Source organism: Bacillus sp. AK128, from assembly GCF_053903075.1.
On sequence record NZ_CP096379.1, the window covers coordinates 4,171,300 to 4,195,385 of the forward strand.

Genomic DNA, 24,086 nt, shown 5'->3' on the forward strand with positions numbered 1-24,086 from the left:
AGTTGCTGATATATGCCCTGAAATGAACGATATGTTAAAAATGTCGCTGATATAAGATATTTTCCACCGCTTTACTCAGCTGACTGATCAATCTTCTTGGCAAATTTTCAAGATATCTACTCAAAACACAAAAAACCGCAGAGCCAAATCGCCTGCGGTTCATTTCCATTATAAAACCTTGCTTAAAAATGCCTTAGTTCGATCATTTCTTGGATTGCTAAACAGCTCTGAAGGTATATTTTCTTCTACAATATAGCCTCCATCCATAAAAATAACACGATCTCCTACCTCACGTGCGAAGCCCATTTCATGGGTTACGACTACCATGGTCATTCCCTCTTGCGCAAGCTGTTTCATAACCTCAAGTACCTCTCCTACCATTTCAGGGTCAAGAGCTGACGTAGGTTCATCGAACAGCATAATCTTCGGCTCCATTGCAAGAGCTCTTGCAATCGCAACACGCTGCTTCTGACCACCTGATAAGGAATCGGGATACACACGTGCTTTATCTTCTAAGCCGACCTTCTTCAAAAGCTGCATCGCCTTCTGTTCTGCATCCTTTTTGTTCACTTTACGTACATTCATCGGGGCCATTGTAATATTTTCTAATACAGTCCGATGCGGGAATAGGTTAAATTGCTGAAACACCATTCCTACTTCCTTCCGTACGTCATTTATATTAGTAGAAGGGCTGGTTAGGTCAACACCATCAATCAAAACCTGTCCACCTGTCACAGACTCTAACAGATTTAAGCAACGTAAAAAAGTTGATTTCCCTGAACCAGAAGGGCCAATTACCACGACTACCTCTTGTGACTTTACTTCAGCATTAATGTCTTTTAACACCTCAAGCTGACCAAATGATTTCTTTAAACCTTTTACTTTAATCATTGGGTATTAAGCCTCCTTTCCACATAATTCAATAGATAGGTTAAGGAAAGCGTTAGAACCAAATAAATCAAGGCGACGGTTAAATAAGGTTCCCATACACGATAATACTGCCCTTGTGCGGCACGTCCCCAGTACATTAATTCTGGAGCCGCAATAATCGCTAATAATGATGATTCTTTTAGTAAAACAATGAACTCATTTCCTAATGGAGGAATCATTCGTTTAACCGCTTGTGGTAAAATGACAAGCTTCATAGCTTGAACATGTGACATCCCTAATGACCTAGCAGCTTCCATTTGTCCCTTATCAATAGACTGAATCCCAGCTCTGAAAATTTCAGCAATATACGCTGCAGCATTCAGAGAAAGTGCCACGACCCCGGTTGCAATTGGATTAACAGGAGACATAAAAATTGGCATAAGTCCAAAGTGTATGAGCAAGATTTGAACGAAAAACGGTGTTCCTCTAAATAGGTTAATATACCAAATAAAAGGCAAACGAATAATTGCTATGGATGACATTTTTCCTAAGCCTATTAATAATCCTAAAATTGTCCCAATGAGAATACCTAATAAAGACAAAAGGATTGTCCACATCGCTCCTTGTAAAAAGAACGGGAGATATTCTAAAACGATATTGAATTTAAAATCCATGGTCGGCCCCCTTACTACGAACTTCACTCTATTTTATCATGCACAAATTAGTGTTGCTCATTCTTTCATAAACTCTGTTAAACTTTGTTGTTGATTTTCGTTACAGGACACCCGCTTTCCGCGGGGCGTGCGGTGAGCCTCCTCGGCATTCGCCTGCGGGGTCTCACCAAGGACAAAGCGAATTCCTTTGTCCCTATGTCACGCTTGCTCCCGCGCTTGCACAGGATGTGCTGACCTCTACGTTTGCCACAGGACGTGGCAGCCCTTAGTAGAGGACCCCTATATATTCGCGTCCTTCCACTACAATCAACTGTGCAAGGAACTCAACATTGTACATTAACAGAGCCTTCATAAAAAGAAGCGCAACGTATAATACGTTACGCCAACCTTTTCATTATTCAGCGGCTAATAATTCTTCTACGTTTGGCTCTTTACCAAACCACTCTTTATAGATTTCTGCATATGTTCCGTTTTCAATTACTGTTTTGATCGCTTCATCAAATTCAGCTTTTAATGGACTACCCTTAGGGAACATTAAGCCGTAAAATTCAGAATCAAAGTTTTCAGGATCTTCAATTGCTTCTACTTTTGCATCTGGATTATTCTTTACATATTCATTTGCTACAACATTATCCGTCACAACTACTTCCACGTCACCATTAGCAAGTGCCATGAATGCAACTGCCGTTGTTTCGTACTTAGAAATATTAGCGTTGTTTGCACCTACGATTTTTTCTGCAGCTGATTGACCAGTGGTTCCATTTTGAACACCAATCTTCTTACCTTCAAGGTCATTTGCACTTGTAATGCCTCCGCCCTCATTAAATACGATCATATGAGTAGATTGGAAGTAAGGAGTTGAAAAATCATACGTTTCCTTACGATCATCGTTAATTGTGATACCTGAAATAGCTAAATCAACCTCTTCACCTTGGACAGAAGCGAATAATGGATCCCATCCGATGTTGTTTAATTCAAATTCATAGCCTGCTTCTTCCATTACTGCTGTTAGGAAATCTACGTCAAATCCAACGATTTCACCCTTGTCCATATACTCGAACGGAGCGAATGCTGCATCTGTTCCAACTGTAAGTGTTTTCTTTGCTTCCGTATCTGTTCCTTCTTCTGGCTCTGCTTCACTACCCGTATCACCTGTACCGCTAGTTCCACATGCTGCAAGAACTAACATGAACATCATAGCCAGGATCGCTAATAGATAATTTTTACGTAATTTCATAATAAGTGCCCCCTATATTTTTATTGGAAAATTTAAAATTATTATACCATTAATAAAAGCATAAGTATAATTATACACAATTTTGGTTATTCATCAATAATATTGTGTCGTATTTTGTTGTATTTTATTTATATTTTAATAACCGTCTCTGCAAGATTTATCTGTTCTTCTACCTGATTTGGAGCTGTTCCACCATAGCTTTTACGTGCTGCAACCACATTTTCTGGTGCTAGAACTTCGAAAATATCCTCTTCGAATAAAGGACTAAATCCTTTATATTCTTCTAAGGTTAAATCGAGTAAATACTTCTTTTCTCCAATTGCATATAATACAATCTTTCCGATAACTTCATGGGCATCACGGAATGCTATACCTTTTGTCACTAGATAATCAGCAATATCCGTTGCGTTAGAAAAATCTTGGTTAACAGCACTGCGCATTTGTTCCTTTTTGACCGTCATCGTTTCAATCATTGGGGCAAGAAGCTGTAACGAGCCTTCTAACGTTTCTACAGTATCAAACATTCCTTCTTTATCCTCTTGCATATCCTTGTTATATGCAAGTGGTAGCCCTTTTAGGACAGTTAATAATCCAAATAAATTACCATACACTCGGCCTGTTTTAGCACGTAACAGTTCTGGAACATCTGGATTCTTCTTTTGTGGCATGATACTAGAACCTGTACAAAAAGAATCATCTAACTCAATAAACTGAAACTCTTGACTCGACCAGATCACAAGCTCTTCTGACAATCTTGAGATATGAGTCATCAATAAGGAAGCAATCGATAAAAGTTCTACAATAAAGTCGCGGTCACTTACTGCATCCATACTGTTCGGATAAACCGTTTCAAATCCTAATAGTTCAGCTGTTCTTTCACGATTAATAGGAAAAGTGGTCCCTGCTAAAGCTCCCGCTCCGAGTGGTGACCAGTTCACTCGTTTTAAGCTATCTTGGAAACGCTCCTTATCACGTTGGAACATCCAAAAATAGGCCATTAAGTGATGCGCAAATGAAACCGGCTGTGCACGTTGAAGATGTGTATAACCCGGAATCATCGTATGCACATTTTCTTTTGCCTGGTTCAGAATTGCCTCCTGAACTTCATTTACAAGAATAATTAAAGCTTCGGTTTTCCGTTTTGCATAAAGGTGCATATCAGTAGCTACCTGATCATTACGACTTCTACCTGTATGAAGCTTTCCTCCAACCGGTCCAATCGTATCAATGAGAAGCTTTTCAATATTCATATGAATATCCTCATGCTGAACAGAGTATTCCATTGTGCCAGCCTCTATCTTTTCCTTGATCACTAATAATCCATTCGTTATTTTCTCAACATCCTCCAGTGGAATGATTCCACATTCACCTAGCATTTGGACATGAGCTAGACTTCCTTCAACATCCTCGTTCGCTAGTTTTTGGTCAAAATTGATTGAAGCCGTAAATTCCTCAACGAGCTTATTTGTTTCTTTTGTAAACCGACCACCCCAAAGCTTAGACAATACCATTTCCCCCTATCATTATCCCAGGCCTATTGCTTTTACAAAAAGAAAATAGCCATAGCCATGAAAAAACTCTTAAAAGAAGAAGAGTCTCCTTCCTCTTTTAAGAAGTTTATTTTTCTGGCTATCAAATTAGTAGCAATTAGTTCTTCCCTATTTTGTTACTGACTCTGTTTCTTTATGATTAACCTGTGAATAAACCTTTGTTGTTAATCCCCATAGCTTAATGAATCCAACTGCTGCATTATGGTCAAAAGCATCTCCCTTTGAGTACGTTGCCAGCTCTTCATTATATAGGCTATGCGGTGATTTACGGCCTACTACAGTGTGAGTTCCTTTATGAAGCTTCACGCGAATTGTACCTGAAACAACATTCTGAGTTTCATCGACGAATGCTTCAAGAGCATTTCTTAGTGGTGAATACCATAGTCCCTCATATATGATCTTAGTCATTTGTTGTTCAACTGAAGTTTTAAATTGAGTGATTTCACGTGGTAGTGTTAAGAACTCTAATTCCTTATGAGCGTTGATTAAGATAAGCGCACCTGGATTTTCATACACTTCACGAGATTTAATTCCTACTAAACGGTTTTCAATATGGTCAATTCTACCTACTCCATGCTTTCCGCCAAGTTCATTCAGCTCTTCAATAAGAGCAACAAGACCCATTTCCTTTCCGTTTAACGACACCGGAAGTCCTTTTACAAACTCAACCTCAACATACTCTGCTTCGTCTGGAGTAAGGTGGATTGGATTCGTCCAGTCATAAGCCGCTTCTGGTGCTTCTGCCCATGGATCTTCTAGGACACCAGCCTCACAAGCACGCCCCCAAATATTTGCATCAATAGAGAAAGGATTATCTAGGTCAACTGGAATCGGAATCCCTTTTTCTTCTGCATAGGCAATTTCTTCATCCCTTGTCATTCCCCATTCACGCACAGGTGCGATTACTTTCAAATCAGGGTTTAATGCCTGAATAGATACTTCAAATCGTACCTGGTCATTTCCTTTACCCGTACAACCGTGAGCAACTGCTACTGCACCTTCCTTCTCCGCTACTTCTACTAGTAACTTAGCAATAAGTGGACGTGATAAAGCAGAGGATAGAGGGTATTTTCCTTCATATAAACAATTTGCCTTTAGAGCTGGAGCAATATATTCTTCAGCTAACAATCCCTTGGCGTCAATCATATAAGCCTTAATGGCACCCACTTGAAGTGCTTTATTTTTAACAGTCTCAAGATCTTTACCTTCTCCTACATCAAGACCTAGCGCAATTACATCATACCCATATTTCTCTTGAAGCCATTTTATAGAAACAGAAGTATCTAATCCTCCTGAGTATGCTAACACGATCTTTTCTTTTGCCATTTTTTACAATCCCCCTAAAGCTTTTATCGAATTAATATTTATAATAATGTATTTTTATTCATTTTGCACTAAAAAAATTTAACCATTTTAATCCATTAATGCTTTTAAGATTGCTTTCTGGGCGTGTAGACGATTTTCCGCTTCATCGAAAACAACTGAATGTGGGCCATCGATAATGTCAGACGTTACTTCTTCACCACGATGTGCGGGTAAACAATGTAAGAAGATAAAATCTTTTTTCGCATGCTCACAAAGCCCTTGATTAACTTGAAAAGGCTGGAATGCTTTTAGACGCTCTGCTTGTTCTGCTTCCATTCCCATTGACGTCCATACATCCGTAACAATGACATCTGCACCTGTAGCTGCCTCGATTGGATCTGATGTTACCTTAACCGATCCACCTGTTTGCTCTCCATCCAATGCTGCTTGATTTAAGATTTCTGCATTTGGTTCATATCCCACAGGCGAGGCTACACTAATATGCATTCCTACCTTAACTGCTCCTTCAATAAGGGAATGGGCCATATTATTGTTTCCATCTCCTACATAGCACATTTTCAAACCAGCTAGCTTTCCTTTATGCTCAAGGATCGTTTGTAAATCTGCAAGCACCTGACAAGGGTGGTGTAGATCTGTTAACCCATTTATAACAGGAACCGTCGCATTCTTTGAAAACTCTTCAATGGATGAGTGACTGAATGTTCGAACCATCAAACCGTCCACATATCTTGATAACACCTTTGCTGTGTCAGAGGCTGTTTCTCCTCTTCCCAACTGAATGTCCTTTGAACTAAGGAAGATCGCATGTCCTCCTAATTGAAGCATCCCCACCTCAAAAGAAACCCTTGTTCTTGTTGAAGATTTCTCGAAAATTAACCCTAACACCTTACCGCTCAAGTAAGGATGTGGGATACCTTGTTTTTGGAGCTTTTTCATATGGATAGCATCTGATAGTAAAGACAAGATTTCCTCAGATGTACACTGACTGATTGCCAGAAAGTCCTTTTGATTCATTTTTGTTCCAACCCAATCCTGATGCTGCCACTTTACCTTATTTAACATAATGTCCACCCTTCTACATGCTTATTTTTTCGTGTTTACTTACGTATTCCTCTATCGACTTTACTTGAATGGTTTGATTAGTTTTTAGCTTCATCACCATTTTAAAGGTGTCTAAACTTGTGAAGCATGGTATTTGAAAGCGAGTCGATAGCTCTCGGATGAAGTAGCCAAGCTTTTGGTCATTTCGACCTTGAGTTGGGATGTTTAGTACGACCCCTAATTTCCCTTCCTTCCAAATTGCCTCTAGCGTATCCTTTGTATTTGTTACGACCTCAGCGTCGATTCCATTTTCTTTTAAGAAAGAAACCGTTCCTTCTGTCCCAATAATTTGGTAGGATTGCAAGGCAAGTTCTTTCATCACGTCTAGGCTTTCTTGCTTGGCAACCTCAGATACTGAACAAAATACTACCTTCGTGTTGATTTGATGCTGCTTATCATCAAATAGAATAGCTTTTTGTAAGGCTTCCTCTAGGGTATGCCCGACACCTAATACTTCACCAGTCGATTTCATTTCAGGACTTAAGATATGATCAACACCCTTTAGCTTTGTAGCAGAGAAAACAGGTGCTTTTACTGAGTAATAATTCGGTTCCTGTAATAAACCTAGCTTCATTGATATGCTCTTTAATGAGTCACCAAGTTGAACATTGGTTGCCCATTCTACCATCGGAATGCCTGTCACCTTACTCATGATTGGAACTGTTCTAGAGGAACGTGGGTTCACTTCTAATACATAAACCGTTTCATTTGAGATAACAAATTGAATGTTCATCATTCCAATAATTGATAAGGAAGTGGAAATTCTTGTTGCATAATCAATTAATGTTTCTTTTATTTGTTCTGATAATGTAACAGGTGGAAAAACGGTTACACTATCACCCGAATGGACTCCTGCTTTTTCGATATGCTCAAAGATTCCTGGAATCACTATATCCTTTCCATCACTAATTACATCTACTTCACACTCTAAACCAGGAATATACGAATCTACTAATAACGGCCAAATCCGTTCATTTCCACTAGCTAGTAATCTTGAAATATAGCTGATTAAATCTTCTTCTTTATGGAAGATGTACATGGACTGACCACCAATTACATAGGAAGGTCTTACTAAAACAGGATATCCTAGTGCATTTGCCTGTTGTATCAGTTGATCCGGTTTGGAAACCGTTTCCCCTTTTATATGAGGGATTTCAAGTTTTTGTAGCGCATCATAAAATTGCTTCCGGTCCTCTAGGGTATCTATGGCTTCTACAGAAGTACCTAGTAAATGAACGCCTTCTTCCTTTAATGACTGTGCTAGATTTATAGCCGTTTGACCACCAAATTGAATGAGCACACCATGTACCTGCTCTTTTTCAATCACATGAAGGACATCCTCAGTCGCTAACGGTTCAAAATATAATCGATCGGCAACCGAATAATCCGTGCTAACTGTTTCTGGATTATTATTAATAACGATTGCTTCGTATCCTTTTTTCTTTACGGCTAACGCTGCATGGACAGAACAGTAATCAAATTCAACCCCTTGACCAATTCGGATTGGACCTGAGCCAATAACAAGGATTTTCTTCTTAGATGAAGATACTTGCACTTCATCACTTCCCTGCCAGGTTGAGTAATAGTATGGCGTTACTGCATCAAACTCAGCCGCACAAGTATCAACTAGCTTATAGCTAGGCTTCCAATTTAGTTGTTTTAGCTGATCTCTGATTTCCTTCTCAGGAATGTCAAAAAGCTGAGCTAATCGGTTGTCTCCAATATTTTTACGTTTCGCCTCTTTTAGTAAAGTAACAGGAACTTCTTCAAACACATAGGAGTTTAGCTTCTTTTCAAGACTCACAATGGATAATAGTTTTTCTAAAAACCAGAGATCAATACTCGTCATGTCATGAAGCTCTTCCACGGTTTTCCCTCTCCATAACGCTTCAGAAAGCGCAAATAAGCGAAGATCGGTTACTTGCTTGATTAACACTTCAATCTCTTCGTCTGAGAGAGATTCTAGTTTCTTCATCTTTAGACCACTGACATTCATTTCTAACGAGCGAATTGCTTTATTTAACGCTCCCTCAAAAGAACGATCGATTGCCATGACCTCGCCCGTTGCTTTCATTTGGGTTCCGAGGGTACGGTCTGCCTCTGAAAACTTATCAAATGGAAACCTTGGAAGCTTTACAACAATATAATCTAACGCTGGTTCAAACGATGCATATGTTGAGCCTGTGATCGGGTTTAAAAGTTCATCCAAGTGATAACCAATCGCACATTTAGCTGCCATTCTTGCAATCGGATAACCGGTTGCTTTAGATGCTAATGCTGAGGAACGACTGACACGAGGATTTACCTCAATAATGTGATATTGATTGGAATGTGGATCCAAAGCAAATTGAATATTACATCCACCAACAATCTTTAACGCGCGAATTACTTTTAAGGATGAGTTACGAAGCATTTGGTATTGAACATCTGTTAACGTTTGGGAAGGAGCCACCACAATCGAGTCACCTGTATGCACACCAACCGGGTCCATGTTTTCCATGTTACATACAATGATGCACGTATCATTCACATCTCTCATTACTTCATATTCGACTTCTTTCCAACCTTTGATGCTTCGCTCAACAAGAACCTGATGAATCGGGCTAGCCTTTAAGCCCTTCTTTAAAATAACCTCAAACTCCTCGTCATTATGTGCAAAGCCACCACCCGCTCCACCAAGTGTATAGGCGGGTCTTATAATGACTGGATAACCAATTTGCCCAACAAACTGTACACCCTCTTCATAGCTATGGATAATGCTTGATTCAGGTATAGGTTCCCCTATTTCAAGCATGAGGTTACGGAACTTTTCACGGTCCTCCCCCTTCTGGATTGAATCAACTGATGTACCTAGAAGCTCTACACCATATTGTTGGAGAATGTTTTGTTCGAAAAGCTGAACCGTTAAGTTTAAACCTGTTTGACCTCCAAGTGTTCCAATCATGCCATCTGGCTTTTCCTTTTGAATAATCTTTTCTAAAGATGCTACCGTTAATGGCTCCATATAAACCTTATCTGCTATTTCAGAATCTGTCATAATCGTTGCTGGATTATTATTAACGAGGATGACTTTAATTCCCTCCTCTTTTAAGGCGAGGCAGGCCTGTGTTCCTGCATAATCGAATTCCGCCGCCTGACCAATAACAATCGGCCCCGATCCGATGACAAGTACTTTAGTTAGATTTTTACTTAATGGCATAGTTGACTACTCCTAAGGACGAGATTTGTTGAAGGAATTCGGTAAAAATATGTTCTGTGTCACTAGGTCCAGGATGTGCTTCTGGATGAAACTGAACAGATTGGATCGGGTATTTACGATGCTTGATGCCCTCGACTGTTTTGTCGTTCACATTTCGATAGGTGATGATTAATTCATTTGTATCAATGCTTTCCTCTGTTACAACGAAGCTATGATTCTGCGAAGTCATTCTTACCTTTCCAGTCAAAAGCTCCTTTACCGCATGATTGCCACCGCGGTGTCCAAAGGTTAGTTTTTCAGTCTTTGCCCCGTAGGCTAAAGCGACAAGCTGATGTCCGAGACAAATCCCTAGTGTCGGGAAGTGTTGAGTAATTTTTTTTATTTCCTGAAATTGTTTCTGAAGCTCCATCGGATTACCTGGTCCGTTGCTTAACAACACACCATCAGGTTGCAAGGCTCTTACTTGTTCATAAGTAAAATGATAAGGAACCACTGTTACTGAACAATTTTCCTGTAAGAGTGCATCCAAGATTGACTTCTTATAGCCAAAATCCATTAATACAACATGTGGTCCTGAGTTTTTGTAGGTAACGACTTCACTTGTTGATACCTTTTCTACCCAAAATGGAGATTGATAATGTTCTAATGAACTCTTATTATAGGAGGGATTCATCGTAATCACTCCTCTAACCGTTCCTGATTTACGGATGCTCTTCACTAAAGAGCGTGTATCGACACCTGTAAGTCCGGTGATTCCAGCTTGCTCAAGCTGAACTGATAGTGATTTAGCTGCTAGGTAGTGACTCGGTTTTTCACAAGCATCACCCATAATAACTCCGGAAACTGCTATCTTTTTACTCTCATCATCTAGTAAATTAATTCCGTAATTTCCGATTAGCGGATAACAGAATGTAAGAATCTGCCCTGAATAAGATGGGTCTGTCATCATCTCTTGGTATCCAGTCATCCCTGTATTAAATACAACCTCACCGATACAGTCTTCAACTTTTCCTATGATTGTTCCCTCAAACACTTCACCCGTTTCAAGGATTAAGTACCCTTGATCCATTGCTTATTCCTCCTAACCTAGCCTTCTAGCTGTTAAAATAGTTGCTTTAATATATGAATAAACTGATCAACCTCAGCTTTTGTTGTGTTTAATGGTGGTAAAATTCTTACCACATTTGGACCTGCTGTTAATATTAATACCTTATGCTCACGAGCTTTCTCTACCACCTTAGCCGCATCTTTAACGACTATGCCTTGTAGTAATCCTTTTCCACGGACCTCTTCGATTTGGGGAGATGTTTGCTTTAGCTCATGTAGCTGTTCTTCTAAATAGCTACCCATCTCTTTTGCATGCCCAATGATCTCACTTGTTACTAGGTATTCCACCGTTGCGAGACCAGCTGAACAAGCAAGTGGATTTCCACCAAATGTACTACCATGAGTACCTGGTTCAAATCCTTTGGCTGCTTTTTCATTAGCAATGATTGCTCCAATCGGAAAACCTGATCCTAACCCTTTTGCCACACTGATTACATCTGGTGTGATTCCATACTGTTCGTATGCAAACAGGCTCCCTGTTCTTCCCATTCCAGTTTGGATTTCATCTACCATTAATAATAGATCATGCTGTTTACAAAGCTTTTCTAGCTCGGTTAACCATTCCTTGTTTGCAGGAACAACTCCCCCTTCACCTTGAACTAGTTCAAGGAGGACAGCACAAGTTTTTTCGGAGACAAGCTCTTCAAGAGCGTCCACGTCGTTATATGGGAGATATCTAAAACCTGGCAGTAATGGATAAAAACCTGCCTGAAGCTTTTCCTGCCCCGTTGCTGATAACGATGCCAACGTCCTTCCATGAAAGGACTGCGTGAAAGTAACCACCTCATATGCATCTGTCCCTTTCACCTTTTGCGCATATCTTCTTGCTAGCTTTATAGCCGCCTCATTTGCTTCAGCTCCACTATTACAAAAGAAAACATGATCTCCGACACTATTTTCGACTAGTAAAGCAGCAAGCTTTTCTTGAATCGGAATATGATATAGGTTCGAGCAATGCCACAATGTTTGAAGCTGACTTTCTACTTGATTTTTTACGACGTCTGGAACATGACCTAAGTTACAGGTTGCAATTCCTGATGTGTAATCTAAATATTGAGTTCCCTGTTCATCCCACACATAGCTTCCTTTTCCTTTCACGATCGTTAATGGAAAACGATTATATGTGGCCATGAGTGGACTACTTTTCACATTAGTGGACATAATGTCCCTCCCCAGTTAGCACAAGCTTTGTGCCGATTTCTTTTCCAGCTGCAAAGTCTAGTAAGCTATTTGACTCTAACCCATTTATAATGGCGACTTCAGGAATACCATGAAGGAGTCCATCAAGGGCAGCTTTCACCTTAGGAATCATTCCTCCAGCTATGACTCCGTCTGCTATCATTTGCTCAGCATTCTGTTTGGTAACTTGCTTTAATGTTACTTTTTCACCATTTTTCTCTGTATAGATTCCAGGTATATCACTGATCATACAAAGCTTCGCACCAAGCGATTTTGCTACTGCTGATGCTGCTACATCACCATTTATGTTATAGCGCTGACCAACCTCATCAATGCCGATTGGAGAGATCACCGGAATATAGCCTTGATTAACAATGGCTTCAATTAATTGGCTTTGGACCTCAACCACTTCGCCTACAAACCCTACTTGATCGGCATTCTCTATTGGTTCTGCCTTAAGTAGCATCCCGTCTACCCCACTAATTCCGTAAGCCTTTCCCTTCACTTGTAAAAGCTTCCGAACCAATTGCTTGTTAACGGTACCACTTAGCACCATCTCAACAAGATCTAGCATCTCAGGTGTCGTCACCCGCAGGCCATTCACAAACTTTGTTTCAACATCAAGCTTTGTTAAAAGAGAGGATATGAGTGGTCCACCGCCATGAACAATAACCGGCTTTACCTTTCCACCTTGATGTAATTGAACGATATTTTCATAGAATGACTTTGGTAAGTTCTCCATTACACTTCCGCCACATTTTATAACTAAGTACTCCATATTCGTAAGTCTCCTTTACGTACGATAAGAAGCATTGATTTTGACGTAATCATAAGTTAAATCGCAGCCCCAAGCCGTTGCAGATGATTCACCTTGCTGTAAATCAATAAAAATCTGGACAAGCTCATTTTGTAAATATTCCTTAGCTTCATCCTCATTAAATGGATAGGGTAAACCTTTTTCAACTACAGTTATTGGGCCAATCTTCACCGATATACTATCGGGATTAATTGGCTGCCCACTATAACCTACTGCACAGATGATTCTTCCCCAGTTTGCGTCCGTTCCGTATATCGCTGTTTTTACTAAGTTTGAAGAAATGACTGATTTACTAACCGCTCTTGCCGTTTCAACATCTGTCGCATGGTCAACATGAACCTCAATTAACTTCGTTGCACCTTCTCCGTCTCTAGCAATCTGCTTTGCAAGCGATTCACTAACAATTTTCAACCCATCTACAAAAAGAGGCCAGTCAGGATGAGCTTTAGTTAATATCTCATTTTTCGCTTCGCCATTTGCCATCACAAGCACCATATCATTTGTACTTGTATCTCCATCGACTGTAATCATGTTAAACGTTTGATTGGTCACGTCTTTTAAGGCCATTGTTAAGTCCTCATAATTGATCGCTGCATCTGTTGTAATAAAGCCTAACATCGTGGCCATATTTGGATGAATCATTCCAGAACCCTTGGCAGCACCACCAATCGTGACTACCTTACCGTCAATGTTCAGCTGAACACATACATTTTTCACGCCTGTATCCGTTGTTAGAATCGCCTTTTCAAACCATTCAGCACCTATATTCTCAGCTTCAAGCACATGGTTGATTCCGTCTTCAATCTTATCCATTGGTAAGTGAACTCCGATTACACCCGTTGATGTGACGGCTACATAATGATTAGGGACTTCTAATTTTTCAGCAAATAGACTTTGCATTTTATAGGCATCCTGTAATCCTTGCTCTCCTGTACAAGCATTGGCATTACCGGAGTTAACTAGGATTGCTTGAATCTTTTGCTCTTTTTCAATACTTTCCTGCGTGACCTTTAAAGGAGGTGCTTGAAATAAATTTGTTGTATATACACCAGCTGTAATCGCTGGAACATTTGAATAAATATAACCCAGATCCAATCTCTTTCTTTTAATTCCACAATGTACACCACCCGCTTTAAAACCAATAGGTGTTGTTACATTTCCATTTGCTATAACTTTGATGCTTTCCTTTTCCACAACCTGCATGAGGCACACCCTCTCTATTTATGGATACATCGGTACTTGTAATAGTCCGCTTCTTACATCCCATCCATTTATGATGTTTAAGTTTTGGACTGCCTGACCAGATGCACCTTTCATTAAATTATCAATCACTGAGACTATTACGACTCTGCCTGTTCTTTCATCCACATGAAATCCGATATCACAGTAATTACTTCCTGACACCTCTTTCGTAGCCGGAAGAACGCCTTCCTTCCGTATCCTTACAAAAGGATCGTGTTCATAATAAGCTTGATAAAATTCAATGATTTCCTTTGTTGTCTTCATTTCATTGAGCTCTGCATAAATCGTACACATAATTCCTCTCGTCATCGGTACTAAATGAGTCGAGAATGAAATCGTCACTGGCTCTCCTGATTCATTTTGTAGAACCTGCTCAATTTCTGGTATATGCTGGTGAGCACCAAGCTTATAGGCCCTTAGATTTTCATTAATTTCACCATAATGCGTTCCCAGTGATAGGCCTCGGCCCGCTCCTGAAACCCCTGATTTTGCATCAATAATGATAGATTGATTGTTTATAAGTCCATGTTGAACAGCAGGAGTTAATGCGAGTAATGTCGCAGTTGGGTAACAACCAGGGTTGGAAATAAATGATGTCTTTCTTATTTCCTCCTTGTAGATCTCACTTAAACCATAGACTGCTTGATTTAAATATTCTTCATCAGCAGGATCGTGTTTGTACCACAACTCATAGCTTTCTCTAGACTTCAAGCGAAAATCTCCTGATAAATCGATACAGGTTACTCCTTTACCAAGAAATTCAGGAAAAAGATCCTTACTAATTCCTGATGGAGTGGCAAAAAATACAACATCTGCATGCTGACATATTTGATCAGGCTCTAAGCCCGCTAATGGCGTTTCTATTACATCCGTTAAATGTGGATAGATGTCTTGTAGTTCGTTTCCTGTTTTTGAATGAGATACTACTGTGTTTAACTCCACATAAGGATGATGGTGTAGTAACCTTATAAGTTCAATCGCACTGTAACCCGTTCCCCCGATAATAGCAGCCTTCAAACCACTCAACTCCTAAACCCGTTAATATTGTATGATTATAATACCCTTGGTATTTTTATGCAATAGACTTTATAAAAAAAGATGAATATATTCATCAAGTAGGCTAAATATATAGTTTTATAAAAACCACCATTCATGTTTATGCATGAATATTTATATGAATGACTAATATTTTGGTTGTTTTGCATACTTTACTTCTTTTTATCAAAAGGTCTTTTAAAGGTTGTTGTTGATTTTCGTTGCAGGACACTCGCTTTCCGCGGGGCGTGCGGTGAGCCTCCTCGGCATGCGCCTGCGGGGTCTCACCTGTCACGCTGCTTCCGCAGGAGTCTCGCGTCCTTCCACTTCAATCAACTCTGCAATAATCAACACTGTACTTTAACACAGCCTATCAAAAAATTCTTAATTAGTCGTTGTTTTGTTCTTTCCAATCTTATCTATTGTAATTTCCAGTGGTTTGAGATACTTTTTAGTCATAACTATTAAAGAGGGTGTCGTAGATTTGTTACATTGTAAAGAAGAGGTTCTATTTCTAACGAAACAACTAGTTCATATAGAAAGTATTGTTAACACAAGTGGAGAGAAAGAAATTGCCCGAGCCTTATATACCTTACTCTCATCCTATCCTTATTTTAAAGAAAATCCTAGCCATATACAGATGACAAAAACGGTTAATGATGACCAAGAGCGTTACAATGTACTTGCCTTCGTTAAGGGTCATAAAGGAGGTTCCCCGTCTAACGAAACAGTGATTTTGATGGGACATATGGATACAGTTGGGATTGAGGATTTTAATCATTTAAAAGATCAAGCCATTCATCCTGATGAGCTCCTAGAAGAAATCAAGAAAGAAACTCTTCATGATGAAATCGTAAAGACACATGCCCATTCTAATGAGTGGATGTTTGGCCGTGGTGTTTTGGATATGAAAAGTGGTTTAGCTAGTCATATTTATCTATTAAAATATTATTCCGAGCATCCCGAAGAGCTAAAAGGAAATCTCGTGTTCGTAGCAGAATGTGATGAAGAGGATGGATCACATGGTATCTTATCTGCATTAAAGGACCTAATCGCTTGGAAAGAAGAGCATCACTTTCATTATATAGGCGCAATTAATGCTGATTTTGTCTCCCCTCGATATGAAGGAGATGAAAATCGCTATATTTATAAAGGAACCGTAGGGAAACTACTACCTTCCTTCTTTATTACTGGAGCTGAGACTCATGTAGGATCATGTTTTGAAGGACTAGACCCAAATTTCCTAGCAGCTGAATTAACTAGGCAGATTAATTATAACCCTTCATTATCCAATGAAGCTTACGGTGAAACTACGGTCCCACCGGTTTCTCTTAAGCAAACCGACTTAAAGCCGTCTTATACGGTTCAAACAGCCCTTTCTGCTTATGTTTATTATAACTTCTTCATCCATTCTTGGTCGCCTAAGGATGTGTTAGAGAAACTAAAGACTGAGGCAAATATTGCATTTGAAAATGCCCTCCAATTGTATCGAGAACGATATCATACCTATTGCAGTATTAGTGGTGAGCCATATAAAGAGTTAGTCTGGACTCCACGTGTTTTTACGTATGAAGAAATGCATGAACACTTATTGAATGAACACGGGGATGCCTATACTGCACATATGGAAATCTTTAAAGAGCAACTTCTATTAGATCAAAGTTTAGATACTAGAATGTTTGCGGCTAAGGTGGTAGAAGAAGCGTGGAAGTGGATGACGGATAAACGTCCCGCGATGATTTTATTTTACTCCTCTCTTTATTCACCTAGGATTGAATTAAGTGGAAAAACTGAGGCTGAGGAAAAATTAATTGGCGCACTAGACAAGGCTGTTGACATAATCCAACCTAGTTACCAGCATCCAATTGTGGTAAGAAACTTCTTCCCGTATATATCTGATATGAGCTTTGTTGCTTTAAGTGATGACCCTAGTGGAATAGAAGCTGTTGCGATGAACAATCCTGGCTGGGGGACGAAGCACTATGTTAATTACAATGATATCCGTGAAATTAATGTACCCGTGATCAACATCGGACCATATGGATTTGATGCTCACAAGAAGTATGAGCGAATGGAATTAACCTACTCGCTAGAAGTAGTTCCTAATTTAACAAAGCTCGTGATTGAAAAGCTTTTAAACAAATAGCCAATGCCCAACTTTCCTATTGAAAGTTGGGCTTAGTTTATAAGAAGTATAGCGTTATTGTAACTGAATTCTATCGAGATCCCACTGACTGGAATCCTCGTTTAATATTTTTCTCTTTATACATTTTTGCATCAGCGGTAACAAATAGCTTACTCATATTCCCGATTGAGTGATCATTATAGGAATATCCTATTGAAACTTTAATTTGAAACGCTTCACTTGTTTTATTATATTGATCAATTGTATTTCTTAGGTCATTGATAAGCGTCTCAGCATGATCCTTCCCTTCTTTTTCTAGAAGAATCGCAAATTCATCTCCACCAATCCTTGCCACCACTGTTTCACGATTTGAAAACTGATCCAATAGCATTGCCGTTTCTTTTATTAACAAATCCCCTGTCCGATGTCCTAATGTATCATTAATTTGCTTCAACTCATCTAAATCACATAAAATGACGGCTACTGCTGTGTCTAATTCTTTATTATAACGTTCCATTCTTTGGTCAAAATAACTTCGATTATATATACCAGTGAGAGAGTCATGTGAAATACGGTATTCTAGATCCTGCTGTAGCTTAACTTTATCGTCAATATTCCGGATAATCCCTTGGATCGCTACTATTTCGCCATCCTTATATATGGGTGTTGCATATTCCTCAAAAACTATGTAATCTCCTTGTGGATTTCTCCAGCGTTGAATAATCGGTTTATTATAGTCTAGTTTGCCTTGAAACTTATTCAGAAGCAATTCGTGATCATCTGGATGTATTAAATCAATGGGTGTATTTGGATTCTTTAGACTTTCTGCTACTAGTCCTTCTCCTAGCATGGTTTCAATAGAAGGACTTAAGTATTTAAATTTTCGCTCGGGTTTGACCTCATAGTAATAAATGATGTCCTTAGAATTTTCCACTAAATTATAAATTCTTCTTTCATTAGCCCAACGTTCCTTCACTTTTGCTTTAATGATATGTTTATAGAATTGTAGACTAATTGCCCCTAGAAATAACCCAATAAATAAATACACAATCTCCATATCTTACACCTATTGCCTTCCTATCATAAATTTTCAGAAGCAATAAAAATAGACTAATCTAAAACCCGATTAGTCTATCTGTCAGCAAAATGAAGATGTTCTATCGGTAACTGGCTGGCATAATCAAGTTTAAATTAAGCCCCTTTAGCTTTGCGTCCCCACCTTTCGATGAGTTTGCCTTTATCATTGTCTATTTAATTAACTATCTAATTACATAATATAGGAATATATTCCTATATGCAATAGTGAAACAGGAATATGTTCCTATTGATTAGGAAAATTTAGTATATTTATGAATGTTTGTAGTACCTTTTAACTATTTTAGTTCTTTCACCTTATCTATTGTATTTCTATAACCTAGTGGTCTGCACGCAAACTGTATTTTCTGCACACCCAGTTGTATATACAGTGAATAAATCTTAACTTATATTCCAACATTCTGATAAGAGAAACGTTTTTCTAAATAATAAAGGTTTTTACTTATCTTATATGGAACTAATAAGAGGCTATAAAATTATGTAGGAGTGGTCAGACTTGATTCATAAAATTGAACTTAAAAACGAAAACTTACACGGTTCCTTTAGCAGAAGCTACGAGCCGATTATAACTGTTCAGTCAGGAGATACCCTTCATTTAACAACGGCTGATATTCAGTGGGGATATTCTAAATCAAAGGAAGAAGAACGAACGATTTTCACTTCACGAGAAGGTGAAGAACGTCCAGGTCATCCAATCATTGGGCCAATCGCTATTAAAGAAGCGAAACCAGGAATGGTGCTTGAGGTCAGAGTAAATGACCTGATTCCAGGTTGGTATGGTCGTAACTGGGCTGGGGGATATAAGAGCTGGCAAAATGAAAAGTTAGGGTTAGTAGAAGCGACTTCCGTTCAACTGGACTGGGAATTAGATCAAGTTAAGATGACCGGTACCTGTTCGATTGGAGGTAAGCCATTCCATGTTGGTTTACAGCCGTTTATGGGATTGATGGGTGTTGCTCCTGCTGAGGATGGTGTTCTTCCAACAGCTCCTCCACGGTATGCAGGAGGAAATATTGATTGTAAAGAACTAGTTAGAGGAACTAGCTTGTTCTTACCTATTTCTGTTGAGGGTGCATTATTTTCGATTGGAGATGGTCACGCTGCCCAAGGTGATGGTGAGGTGTCTGGAACGGCGATTGAATGCCCGATGGATCATGTTGATATTACTTTGATTGTCCATGAAGAACTTGAATTAAACATGCCTAGAGCAAAAACTCCAACAGGCTGGATCACATTTGGCTTTAATGAGGACTTAAATGAAGCTACAGCCACAGCTCTTGATGAGATGGTTATACTCATGCAAAGTTTTTATGGCATTGAAAAAGCAGAAGCTTTGGCATTAGCTAGTGTAGCAGTTGATTTACGAGTCACTCAAGTGGTAAATGGGGTAAAGGGTGCTCATGCAATGCTTCCTCACGGGATAATTAGGTAGGACCCATCAAAAAAGCGCTGGTGCTTACAGCGCTTTTTTTATATCTAATTTATATTTCAAGTCCTAATTCTATATTGATCCCTTCCATCTTATAGCCTAGTGAGAGATAAAGAGGAATAGCTTCCTGGTTTTCTCCAAATACACCAAGAGTTGCTTCCGTCTTTCCCTTGGCTTTCAAGAAAAGCAAGGCTTCAGTAATCATCGCTTTTGCAATCCCCTTTCGTCTCCACCTTGGTAGAACAAAAATACTCTCAGTCGCACTTCTACTTTCACCTAATCCCCATGTCATCACACTTCCAACAATTTGATCCCCTTCAAAAGCTGTGAACGTATCCCACTCGCCTCCTGCTTTCGTCCAGCGCAACTGGTTAAGACTCCAAGACACCCCATCTTTATCACTCTCTGACTCGGCTCTTAGATAACGCTCCTGTTCTTCTTCAGATTCCATCTTCCAGTTCAAGATTTTTATAGACTCAGCAAAGTGGTGAGGTGAGATCGGTTCCGTTAAATCCCTTTTCATAATGAGATGATTTCGAATAATCGTAAACCCTTTTGAAAGATAAAAATCAATTTCTTCTAGATCATCAGAAGAAATAACATGGTTTACACTTATTTTTTTATCAGGATATTTTGCTCTTAGCTCCTTTGCTCTTGTTAACAGGTGTGCAAAAAGTTCCTCAAGCACATTTTCACTAGATGGTTGGTTAAAATTCAAGGAAATATCCATCGTTAATTTATAAACAAAATCCGACGGATCATTATTCTTCACTAGTAAAAACCATGTTTGATCTGGTACTAAGTGTCCTACACCTAAAATATGGCCTTCTGAATTAACTGCACAAAATATATTACTCGGTTCGTAATCACGGTTATACTTGTATGCTAGCATTCCCATAAAATCAAACTGACCGATTTCTTCCGCATCCATTTCTTGATAGTTTCTTATTGTATATGGCTTTTCATTTACTTGTATCATTGATATCCCTCTCTTGATTACCATTATAAAACTCTATCCTTATATTCTATTAATATCCTATATTTCCCTTTTTATATACTAAACCCAAAAACGAGACCGCTACAAAATAGCAAGTCTCGTTTCAAAGGTTTATTTAATTGTATGCTTCACCTCTTGATTCACACTTTTTATATGTAAATCTCGTTGAGGAAATGGAATTTCAATATTATTTTCAGCTAGAATACGGTTAATTCTAAAATTTATATTACTTTTAATAACAATAAATTGATTTGGATCTGCAATCCAGACAAATAATTCAAAATCTAGTGAAGAATCACCAAATCCTACAAAATTCACAAAAGGCTCAGGAACTGTAAGTACCGTGGGTGAGGCCAGATTTTCCTCTCTTGCAACTTCAAGTAATAACTCCCTTACTTTTTCCACATCTGTTCCATATGCAACACCAATCGGAAGAACAAGTCGAAGCTTCGGGTCACTAAAAGAACGATTGACAACCTTCTCCTCTAAAAAATAGGAGTTGGGAACAATGATATGCTCATTATCAAGCGTTTTAATAATCGTTGCTCGCATGTTAATCTTCTCCACATCTCCGATTATCTCATCTACAATCACCCGATCCCCTACCTTAATAGGTCTTTCAAATAAAAGAATAATTCCGGAAATAAAATTAGAAGCAATATTTTGAAGCCCGAATCCAATTCCCACACTTATAATTCCGGCAAAAACTGTTAGTGCACTTAAATCGATTCCAACTGTCGTTAAACTCGTTATGACAGCAATAACCATAATAGAATAATGAATCATTCGGTCAAATGTAAATCTTAGCCCTTTATCTAAATTATATCGATCATAAATATTTGGTAAAAGCACTTTAGTGGATATTTTAGAAATTCGGCTCGCTAATGAGATAATTAAAATGGCAACAATAATTAAGAATAAGGTAATTTCGACATTTCCTACCTTATAAATACTTGCAAACATCCAGTCTGATTTTGAAAAATATAGCAATAAGAATATGAGGGTTCCATAAAAGGTAGCCCAATTGATGATACTTCTTGCTGCTTCATGATTGGTTTGAAACCGTTTTGTACTCCATAATAAAACAAAGCGTAAAAGTAAGATGGCCACCACCACAGCGATGACAATAAATAAATCTTCGTAATTGAATTTCTCCAACCACTCCATTAATGTTGTCACATCATTACCTCCCTATGTTCCTTTAATTATAAACTATTTAAATTTTCAACACACTTAACTGACCTCCACCTTTAGTTCAAGATTCTTGAGCATAGATTATTTGTCGCTGTTAATCTTAGCTATTAATTAGGTCATTCCTAGTATCTGAGTTATAAAAAAAACGGAGCTTAGTTGCTCCGTTTCATCAATACCTTTCATTTAAACCAGCCTTTTTCCTTAAACCTTTTAATGGCTTCAATTCTATTAGTCACTTCCAGTTTATCTAAGATGACTGAGACGTAGTTCCGAACAGTTCCTGTCGTAATAAAAAGCTGACTGGCAATTTCCTTCGTACTTTTTCCCTCTGCCATTAATTCAATAACAGCACTTTCCCTTTCAGTCAATGGATTCTCTTGGCTATACGCTTCATCAATTAACTCTGAAGCATAGATTCTACGACCATCCATCACGCTTCTAATCGAGTTTGCTAATTCTTCACTTGGACTATCTTTAAGCATATATCCGTTCACATTTGCTTTAACTGCTCTCTCAAAATAACCAGACCTAGCGAAGGTGGTTAAAATGATAATTTTGCACCCAAGCCCCTTTAGCTCTTCTGCTGCATCCAGTCCACTTTTTCCCGGCATTTCAATATCCATGATACAAATATCCGGTTTATGAAGGTGAACAAGTTTCACTGCATCTTCCCCATTGCTTGCTTTTCCAACTACCTCCATATCCTCTTCTAAATCTATTAATGCTGCAAGTGCACCTAACAGCATATTTTGATCCTCTGCAATCACAATTCGAATCATTTTCCCACCTCCTTTTGCCTATGATCATAAGGCACTCTTATAATGATGGTTGTGCCTTTATTTGACTCTATTTCTAATCGACCATTCACAAACTCTAGTCGTTCAATCATACCTTGTAGCCCATTCCCCTTGAAATCCTCATCTATATTCTCAATACCTATTCCATCATCTTGTACATGAACCAATAGCTCTGTTTCGGTTGGTTCAATTTTAAGGATACAAACATGTGCCTGACTATGTTTGACCACATTGGTGACAGCTTCCTTAATACACATACTCACCACATTCTCAGCAATTAAAGAGATGTTCGCAAGCTTTGGTTCACCCTCTAGCTTAAAATTGATTTGTGCAGCTTTAAGAATCTGTTGAACTCTAGAAAGCTCATCCTCTAATTTAGTTCCTCGCATCTGAGTTACCATTTCACGAACCTCTTTTAGAGCAGTTCTAGCGGTTTGCTGGACATCATAGATCTCATTTTTCGCTTGATAGGGATCTTTATCAACTAATTTCCCAGCCAAATCGCTCTTTAAGCCAATTAATGAAAGTTTTTGGCCAAGTGTGTCATGAAGATCACGCGCAATTCTTTGGCGTTCTTCTAACTTAACTAACTCGGAAATCCTTTTATTTGCATCCTCAAGCTTCCCCTGAAGCAGATCCTCTTTATTTTTATTATAAGTGCTAATAGGTAGCAATATAACCGCCAGTATACTCAAAAAGACAAACGGCAATTGCGTAAAAAACACCTGGTTTCCAGTTACAAATCCATAGTTAACAGTAGCAAATGTACTGGTTAATAAAATGATATATAAAATAAAGAAAGCTACTTTATTTTTGAGGTGACCGATCAGAAAAGCAAGAAATAGTGAAAAGTAAATATAACCAAATAAAAGACTCATCACACTTGATATCGCAATTTGTAAACTAGTCCAAAAATAGACTAGCCAGCCATTTGAAACAAATGAAAGCACATAACAAATAAAAAACATGACAATCATCGCAATCCCGAAGGCAACCTGATAAGGTGAGGAAGAATGAAATATAAAATAGAATGGAAGTATATAAAAAATCACCCATACAAAAGGACTTAACCCTGTATTTTTCCTAAATATACTTCCCCATTTCTTCACATG

Annotated in this window: 19 protein-coding genes and 1 riboswitch; of the genes, 2 read left to right on the forward strand and 17 right to left on the reverse strand. The window is 38.6% G+C overall.

From position 1 onward, the window contains the following. Positions 1–168: 168 nt before the first annotated feature. The 12 genes from M1D60_RS20945 to argC form a co-directional block, all read right to left on the reverse strand. Entirely contained in the window at positions 169–891 is a 723-nt protein-coding gene (locus M1D60_RS20945; protein ID WP_456276741.1) for an amino acid ABC transporter ATP-binding protein, read from the reverse strand. Continuing rightward, a complete protein-coding gene (locus M1D60_RS20950; RefSeq protein ID WP_456276742.1) occupies positions 888–1,544 on the reverse strand; it encodes an amino acid ABC transporter permease in 657 nt (218 codons plus the stop codon). Before M1D60_RS20950 ends, M1D60_RS20945 begins: the two co-directional genes overlap by 4 nt. A gap of 394 nt (positions 1,545–1,938) precedes the next feature. Next, a complete protein-coding gene (locus M1D60_RS20955) occupies positions 1,939–2,781 on the reverse strand; it encodes a basic amino acid ABC transporter substrate-binding protein (RefSeq protein WP_456276743.1) in 843 nt (280 codons plus the stop codon). Positions 2,782–2,909: 128 nt separating this feature from the next. Then, positions 2,910–4,286: an argininosuccinate lyase gene (argH, locus tag M1D60_RS20960; protein WP_456276744.1), complete on the reverse strand. Its 1,377-nt coding sequence runs from the start codon at positions 4,284–4,286 to the stop codon at positions 2,910–2,912. Positions 4,287–4,439: 153 nt separating this feature from the next. After that, on the reverse strand, positions 4,440–5,657 hold the full coding sequence (locus M1D60_RS20965) for an argininosuccinate synthase (protein ID WP_456276745.1): 1,218 nt from the start codon (positions 5,655–5,657) through the stop codon (positions 4,440–4,442). Between the two features lie 87 nt (positions 5,658–5,744). After that, a complete protein-coding gene (gene argF / locus M1D60_RS20970; protein WP_456276746.1) occupies positions 5,745–6,719 on the reverse strand; it encodes an ornithine carbamoyltransferase in 975 nt (324 codons plus the stop codon). Between the two features lie 13 nt (positions 6,720–6,732). Further along, positions 6,733–9,957: a carbamoyl-phosphate synthase (glutamine-hydrolyzing) large subunit gene (carB, locus tag M1D60_RS20975; protein WP_456276747.1), complete on the reverse strand. Its 3,225-nt coding sequence runs from the start codon at positions 9,955–9,957 to the stop codon at positions 6,733–6,735. After that, positions 9,944–11,026: a carbamoyl phosphate synthase small subunit gene (locus M1D60_RS20980; RefSeq protein WP_456276748.1), complete on the reverse strand. Its 1,083-nt coding sequence runs from the start codon at positions 11,024–11,026 to the stop codon at positions 9,944–9,946. Before M1D60_RS20980 ends, carB begins: the two co-directional genes overlap by 14 nt. A gap of 32 nt (positions 11,027–11,058) precedes the next feature. Continuing rightward, positions 11,059–12,225 (reverse strand): acetylornithine transaminase, encoded by a 1,167-nt coding sequence (locus tag M1D60_RS20985; RefSeq protein ID WP_456276749.1) that lies wholly within the window; start codon positions 12,223–12,225, stop codon positions 11,059–11,061. Then, positions 12,215–13,021: an acetylglutamate kinase gene (gene argB / locus M1D60_RS20990; protein ID WP_456276750.1), complete on the reverse strand. Its 807-nt coding sequence runs from the start codon at positions 13,019–13,021 to the stop codon at positions 12,215–12,217. The genes M1D60_RS20985 and argB overlap by 11 nt, the downstream gene beginning before the upstream one ends. Before the next feature lie 15 nt (positions 13,022–13,036). After that, positions 13,037–14,263, reverse strand: a complete 1,227-nt coding sequence (argJ, locus tag M1D60_RS20995) for a bifunctional ornithine acetyltransferase/N-acetylglutamate synthase (RefSeq protein WP_456276751.1) — start codon at positions 14,261–14,263, stop codon at positions 13,037–13,039. An 18-nt stretch (positions 14,264–14,281) separates the two neighbouring features. Continuing rightward, entirely contained in the window at positions 14,282–15,319 is a 1,038-nt protein-coding gene (gene argC, locus M1D60_RS21000) for an N-acetyl-gamma-glutamyl-phosphate reductase (RefSeq protein WP_456276752.1), read from the reverse strand. 502 nt (positions 15,320–15,821) lie between these two features. On the opposite strand from argC, the gene M1D60_RS21005 reads away from it, so the two are divergent. Next, the gene (locus M1D60_RS21005) at positions 15,822–17,483 is read left to right on the forward strand and encodes a M20/M25/M40 family metallo-hydrolase (protein ID WP_456276753.1); all 1,662 of its coding nucleotides are present in this window, start codon (positions 15,822–15,824) and stop codon (positions 17,481–17,483) included. A gap of 70 nt (positions 17,484–17,553) precedes the next feature. Here M1D60_RS21005 and M1D60_RS21010 read toward each other — a convergent pair whose 3' ends face one another. Further along, complete coding sequence (locus tag M1D60_RS21010; protein WP_456276754.1) at positions 17,554–18,519, reverse strand: sensor domain-containing diguanylate cyclase; 966 nt, start codon at positions 18,517–18,519, stop codon at positions 17,554–17,556. A gap of 102 nt (positions 18,520–18,621) precedes the next feature. Beyond that, positions 18,622–18,708, reverse strand: a riboswitch (cyclic di-GMP riboswitch). A 345-nt stretch (positions 18,709–19,053) separates the two neighbouring features. Here M1D60_RS21010 and M1D60_RS21015 point away from each other — a divergent pair. Then, positions 19,054–19,989: an acetamidase/formamidase family protein gene (locus M1D60_RS21015; protein ID WP_456276755.1), complete on the forward strand. Its 936-nt coding sequence runs from the start codon at positions 19,054–19,056 to the stop codon at positions 19,987–19,989. Positions 19,990–20,038: 49 nt separating this feature from the next. Here the strand turns inward: M1D60_RS21015 and M1D60_RS21020 are convergent, their stop codons facing one another. From M1D60_RS21020 to M1D60_RS21035, 4 genes are all read right to left on the reverse strand, one after another. Further along, the gene (locus M1D60_RS21020) at positions 20,039–20,965 is read right to left on the reverse strand and encodes a GNAT family N-acetyltransferase (RefSeq protein ID WP_456276756.1); all 927 of its coding nucleotides are present in this window, start codon (positions 20,963–20,965) and stop codon (positions 20,039–20,041) included. Positions 20,966–21,094: 129 nt separating this feature from the next. Further along, a complete protein-coding gene (locus tag M1D60_RS21025) occupies positions 21,095–22,162 on the reverse strand; it encodes a mechanosensitive ion channel family protein (RefSeq protein WP_456276757.1) in 1,068 nt (355 codons plus the stop codon). 194 nt (positions 22,163–22,356) lie between these two features. Beyond that, entirely contained in the window at positions 22,357–22,956 is a 600-nt protein-coding gene (locus tag M1D60_RS21030; protein ID WP_456276758.1) for a response regulator, read from the reverse strand. Beyond that, positions 22,953–24,083, reverse strand: coding sequence for a histidine kinase (locus M1D60_RS21035; RefSeq protein ID WP_456276759.1), 1,131 nt, complete (start codon positions 24,081–24,083; stop codon positions 22,953–22,955). The genes M1D60_RS21030 and M1D60_RS21035 overlap by 4 nt, the downstream gene beginning before the upstream one ends. Between the last annotated feature and the right edge of the window lie 3 nt (positions 24,084–24,086).

Excerpts from the sequence above, each read along its gene's own strand:
- M1D60_RS20985 (WP_456276749.1), bottom strand. The coding sequence starts at position 12,225 with ATGTCCACTAATGTGAAAAGTAGTCCACTCATGGCCACATATAATCGT.
- M1D60_RS20945 (WP_456276741.1), bottom strand. The coding sequence starts at position 891 with ATGATTAAAGTAAAAGGTTTAAAGAAATCATTTGGTCAGCTTGAGGTG.
- M1D60_RS21010 (WP_456276754.1), bottom strand. The coding sequence starts at position 18,519 with ATGGAGATTGTGTATTTATTTATTGGGTTATTTCTAGGGGCAATTAGT.
- M1D60_RS20980 (WP_456276748.1), bottom strand. The coding sequence starts at position 11,026 with ATGGATCAAGGGTACTTAATCCTTGAAACGGGTGAAGTGTTTGAGGGA.
- M1D60_RS20950 (WP_456276742.1), bottom strand. The coding sequence starts at position 1,544 with ATGGATTTTAAATTCAATATCGTTTTAGAATATCTCCCGTTCTTTTTA.
- M1D60_RS21030 (WP_456276758.1), bottom strand. The coding sequence starts at position 22,956 with ATGATTCGAATTGTGATTGCAGAGGATCAAAATATGCTGTTAGGTGCA.
- carB (WP_456276747.1), bottom strand. The coding sequence starts at position 9,957 with ATGCCATTAAGTAAAAATCTAACTAAAGTACTTGTCATCGGATCGGGG.
- M1D60_RS20955 (WP_456276743.1), bottom strand. The coding sequence starts at position 2,781 with ATGAAATTACGTAAAAATTATCTATTAGCGATCCTGGCTATGATGTTC.
- argJ (WP_456276751.1), bottom strand. The coding sequence starts at position 14,263 with ATGCAGGTTGTGGAAAAGGAAAGCATCAAAGTTATAGCAAATGGAAAT.
- M1D60_RS21020 (WP_456276756.1), bottom strand. The coding sequence starts at position 20,965 with ATGATACAAGTAAATGAAAAGCCATATACAATAAGAAACTATCAAGAA.
- argF (WP_456276746.1), bottom strand. The coding sequence starts at position 6,719 with ATGTTAAATAAGGTAAAGTGGCAGCATCAGGATTGGGTTGGAACAAAA.
- argB (WP_456276750.1), bottom strand. The coding sequence starts at position 13,021 with ATGGAGTACTTAGTTATAAAATGTGGCGGAAGTGTAATGGAGAACTTA.
- M1D60_RS20965 (WP_456276745.1), bottom strand. The coding sequence starts at position 5,657 with ATGGCAAAAGAAAAGATCGTGTTAGCATACTCAGGAGGATTAGATACT.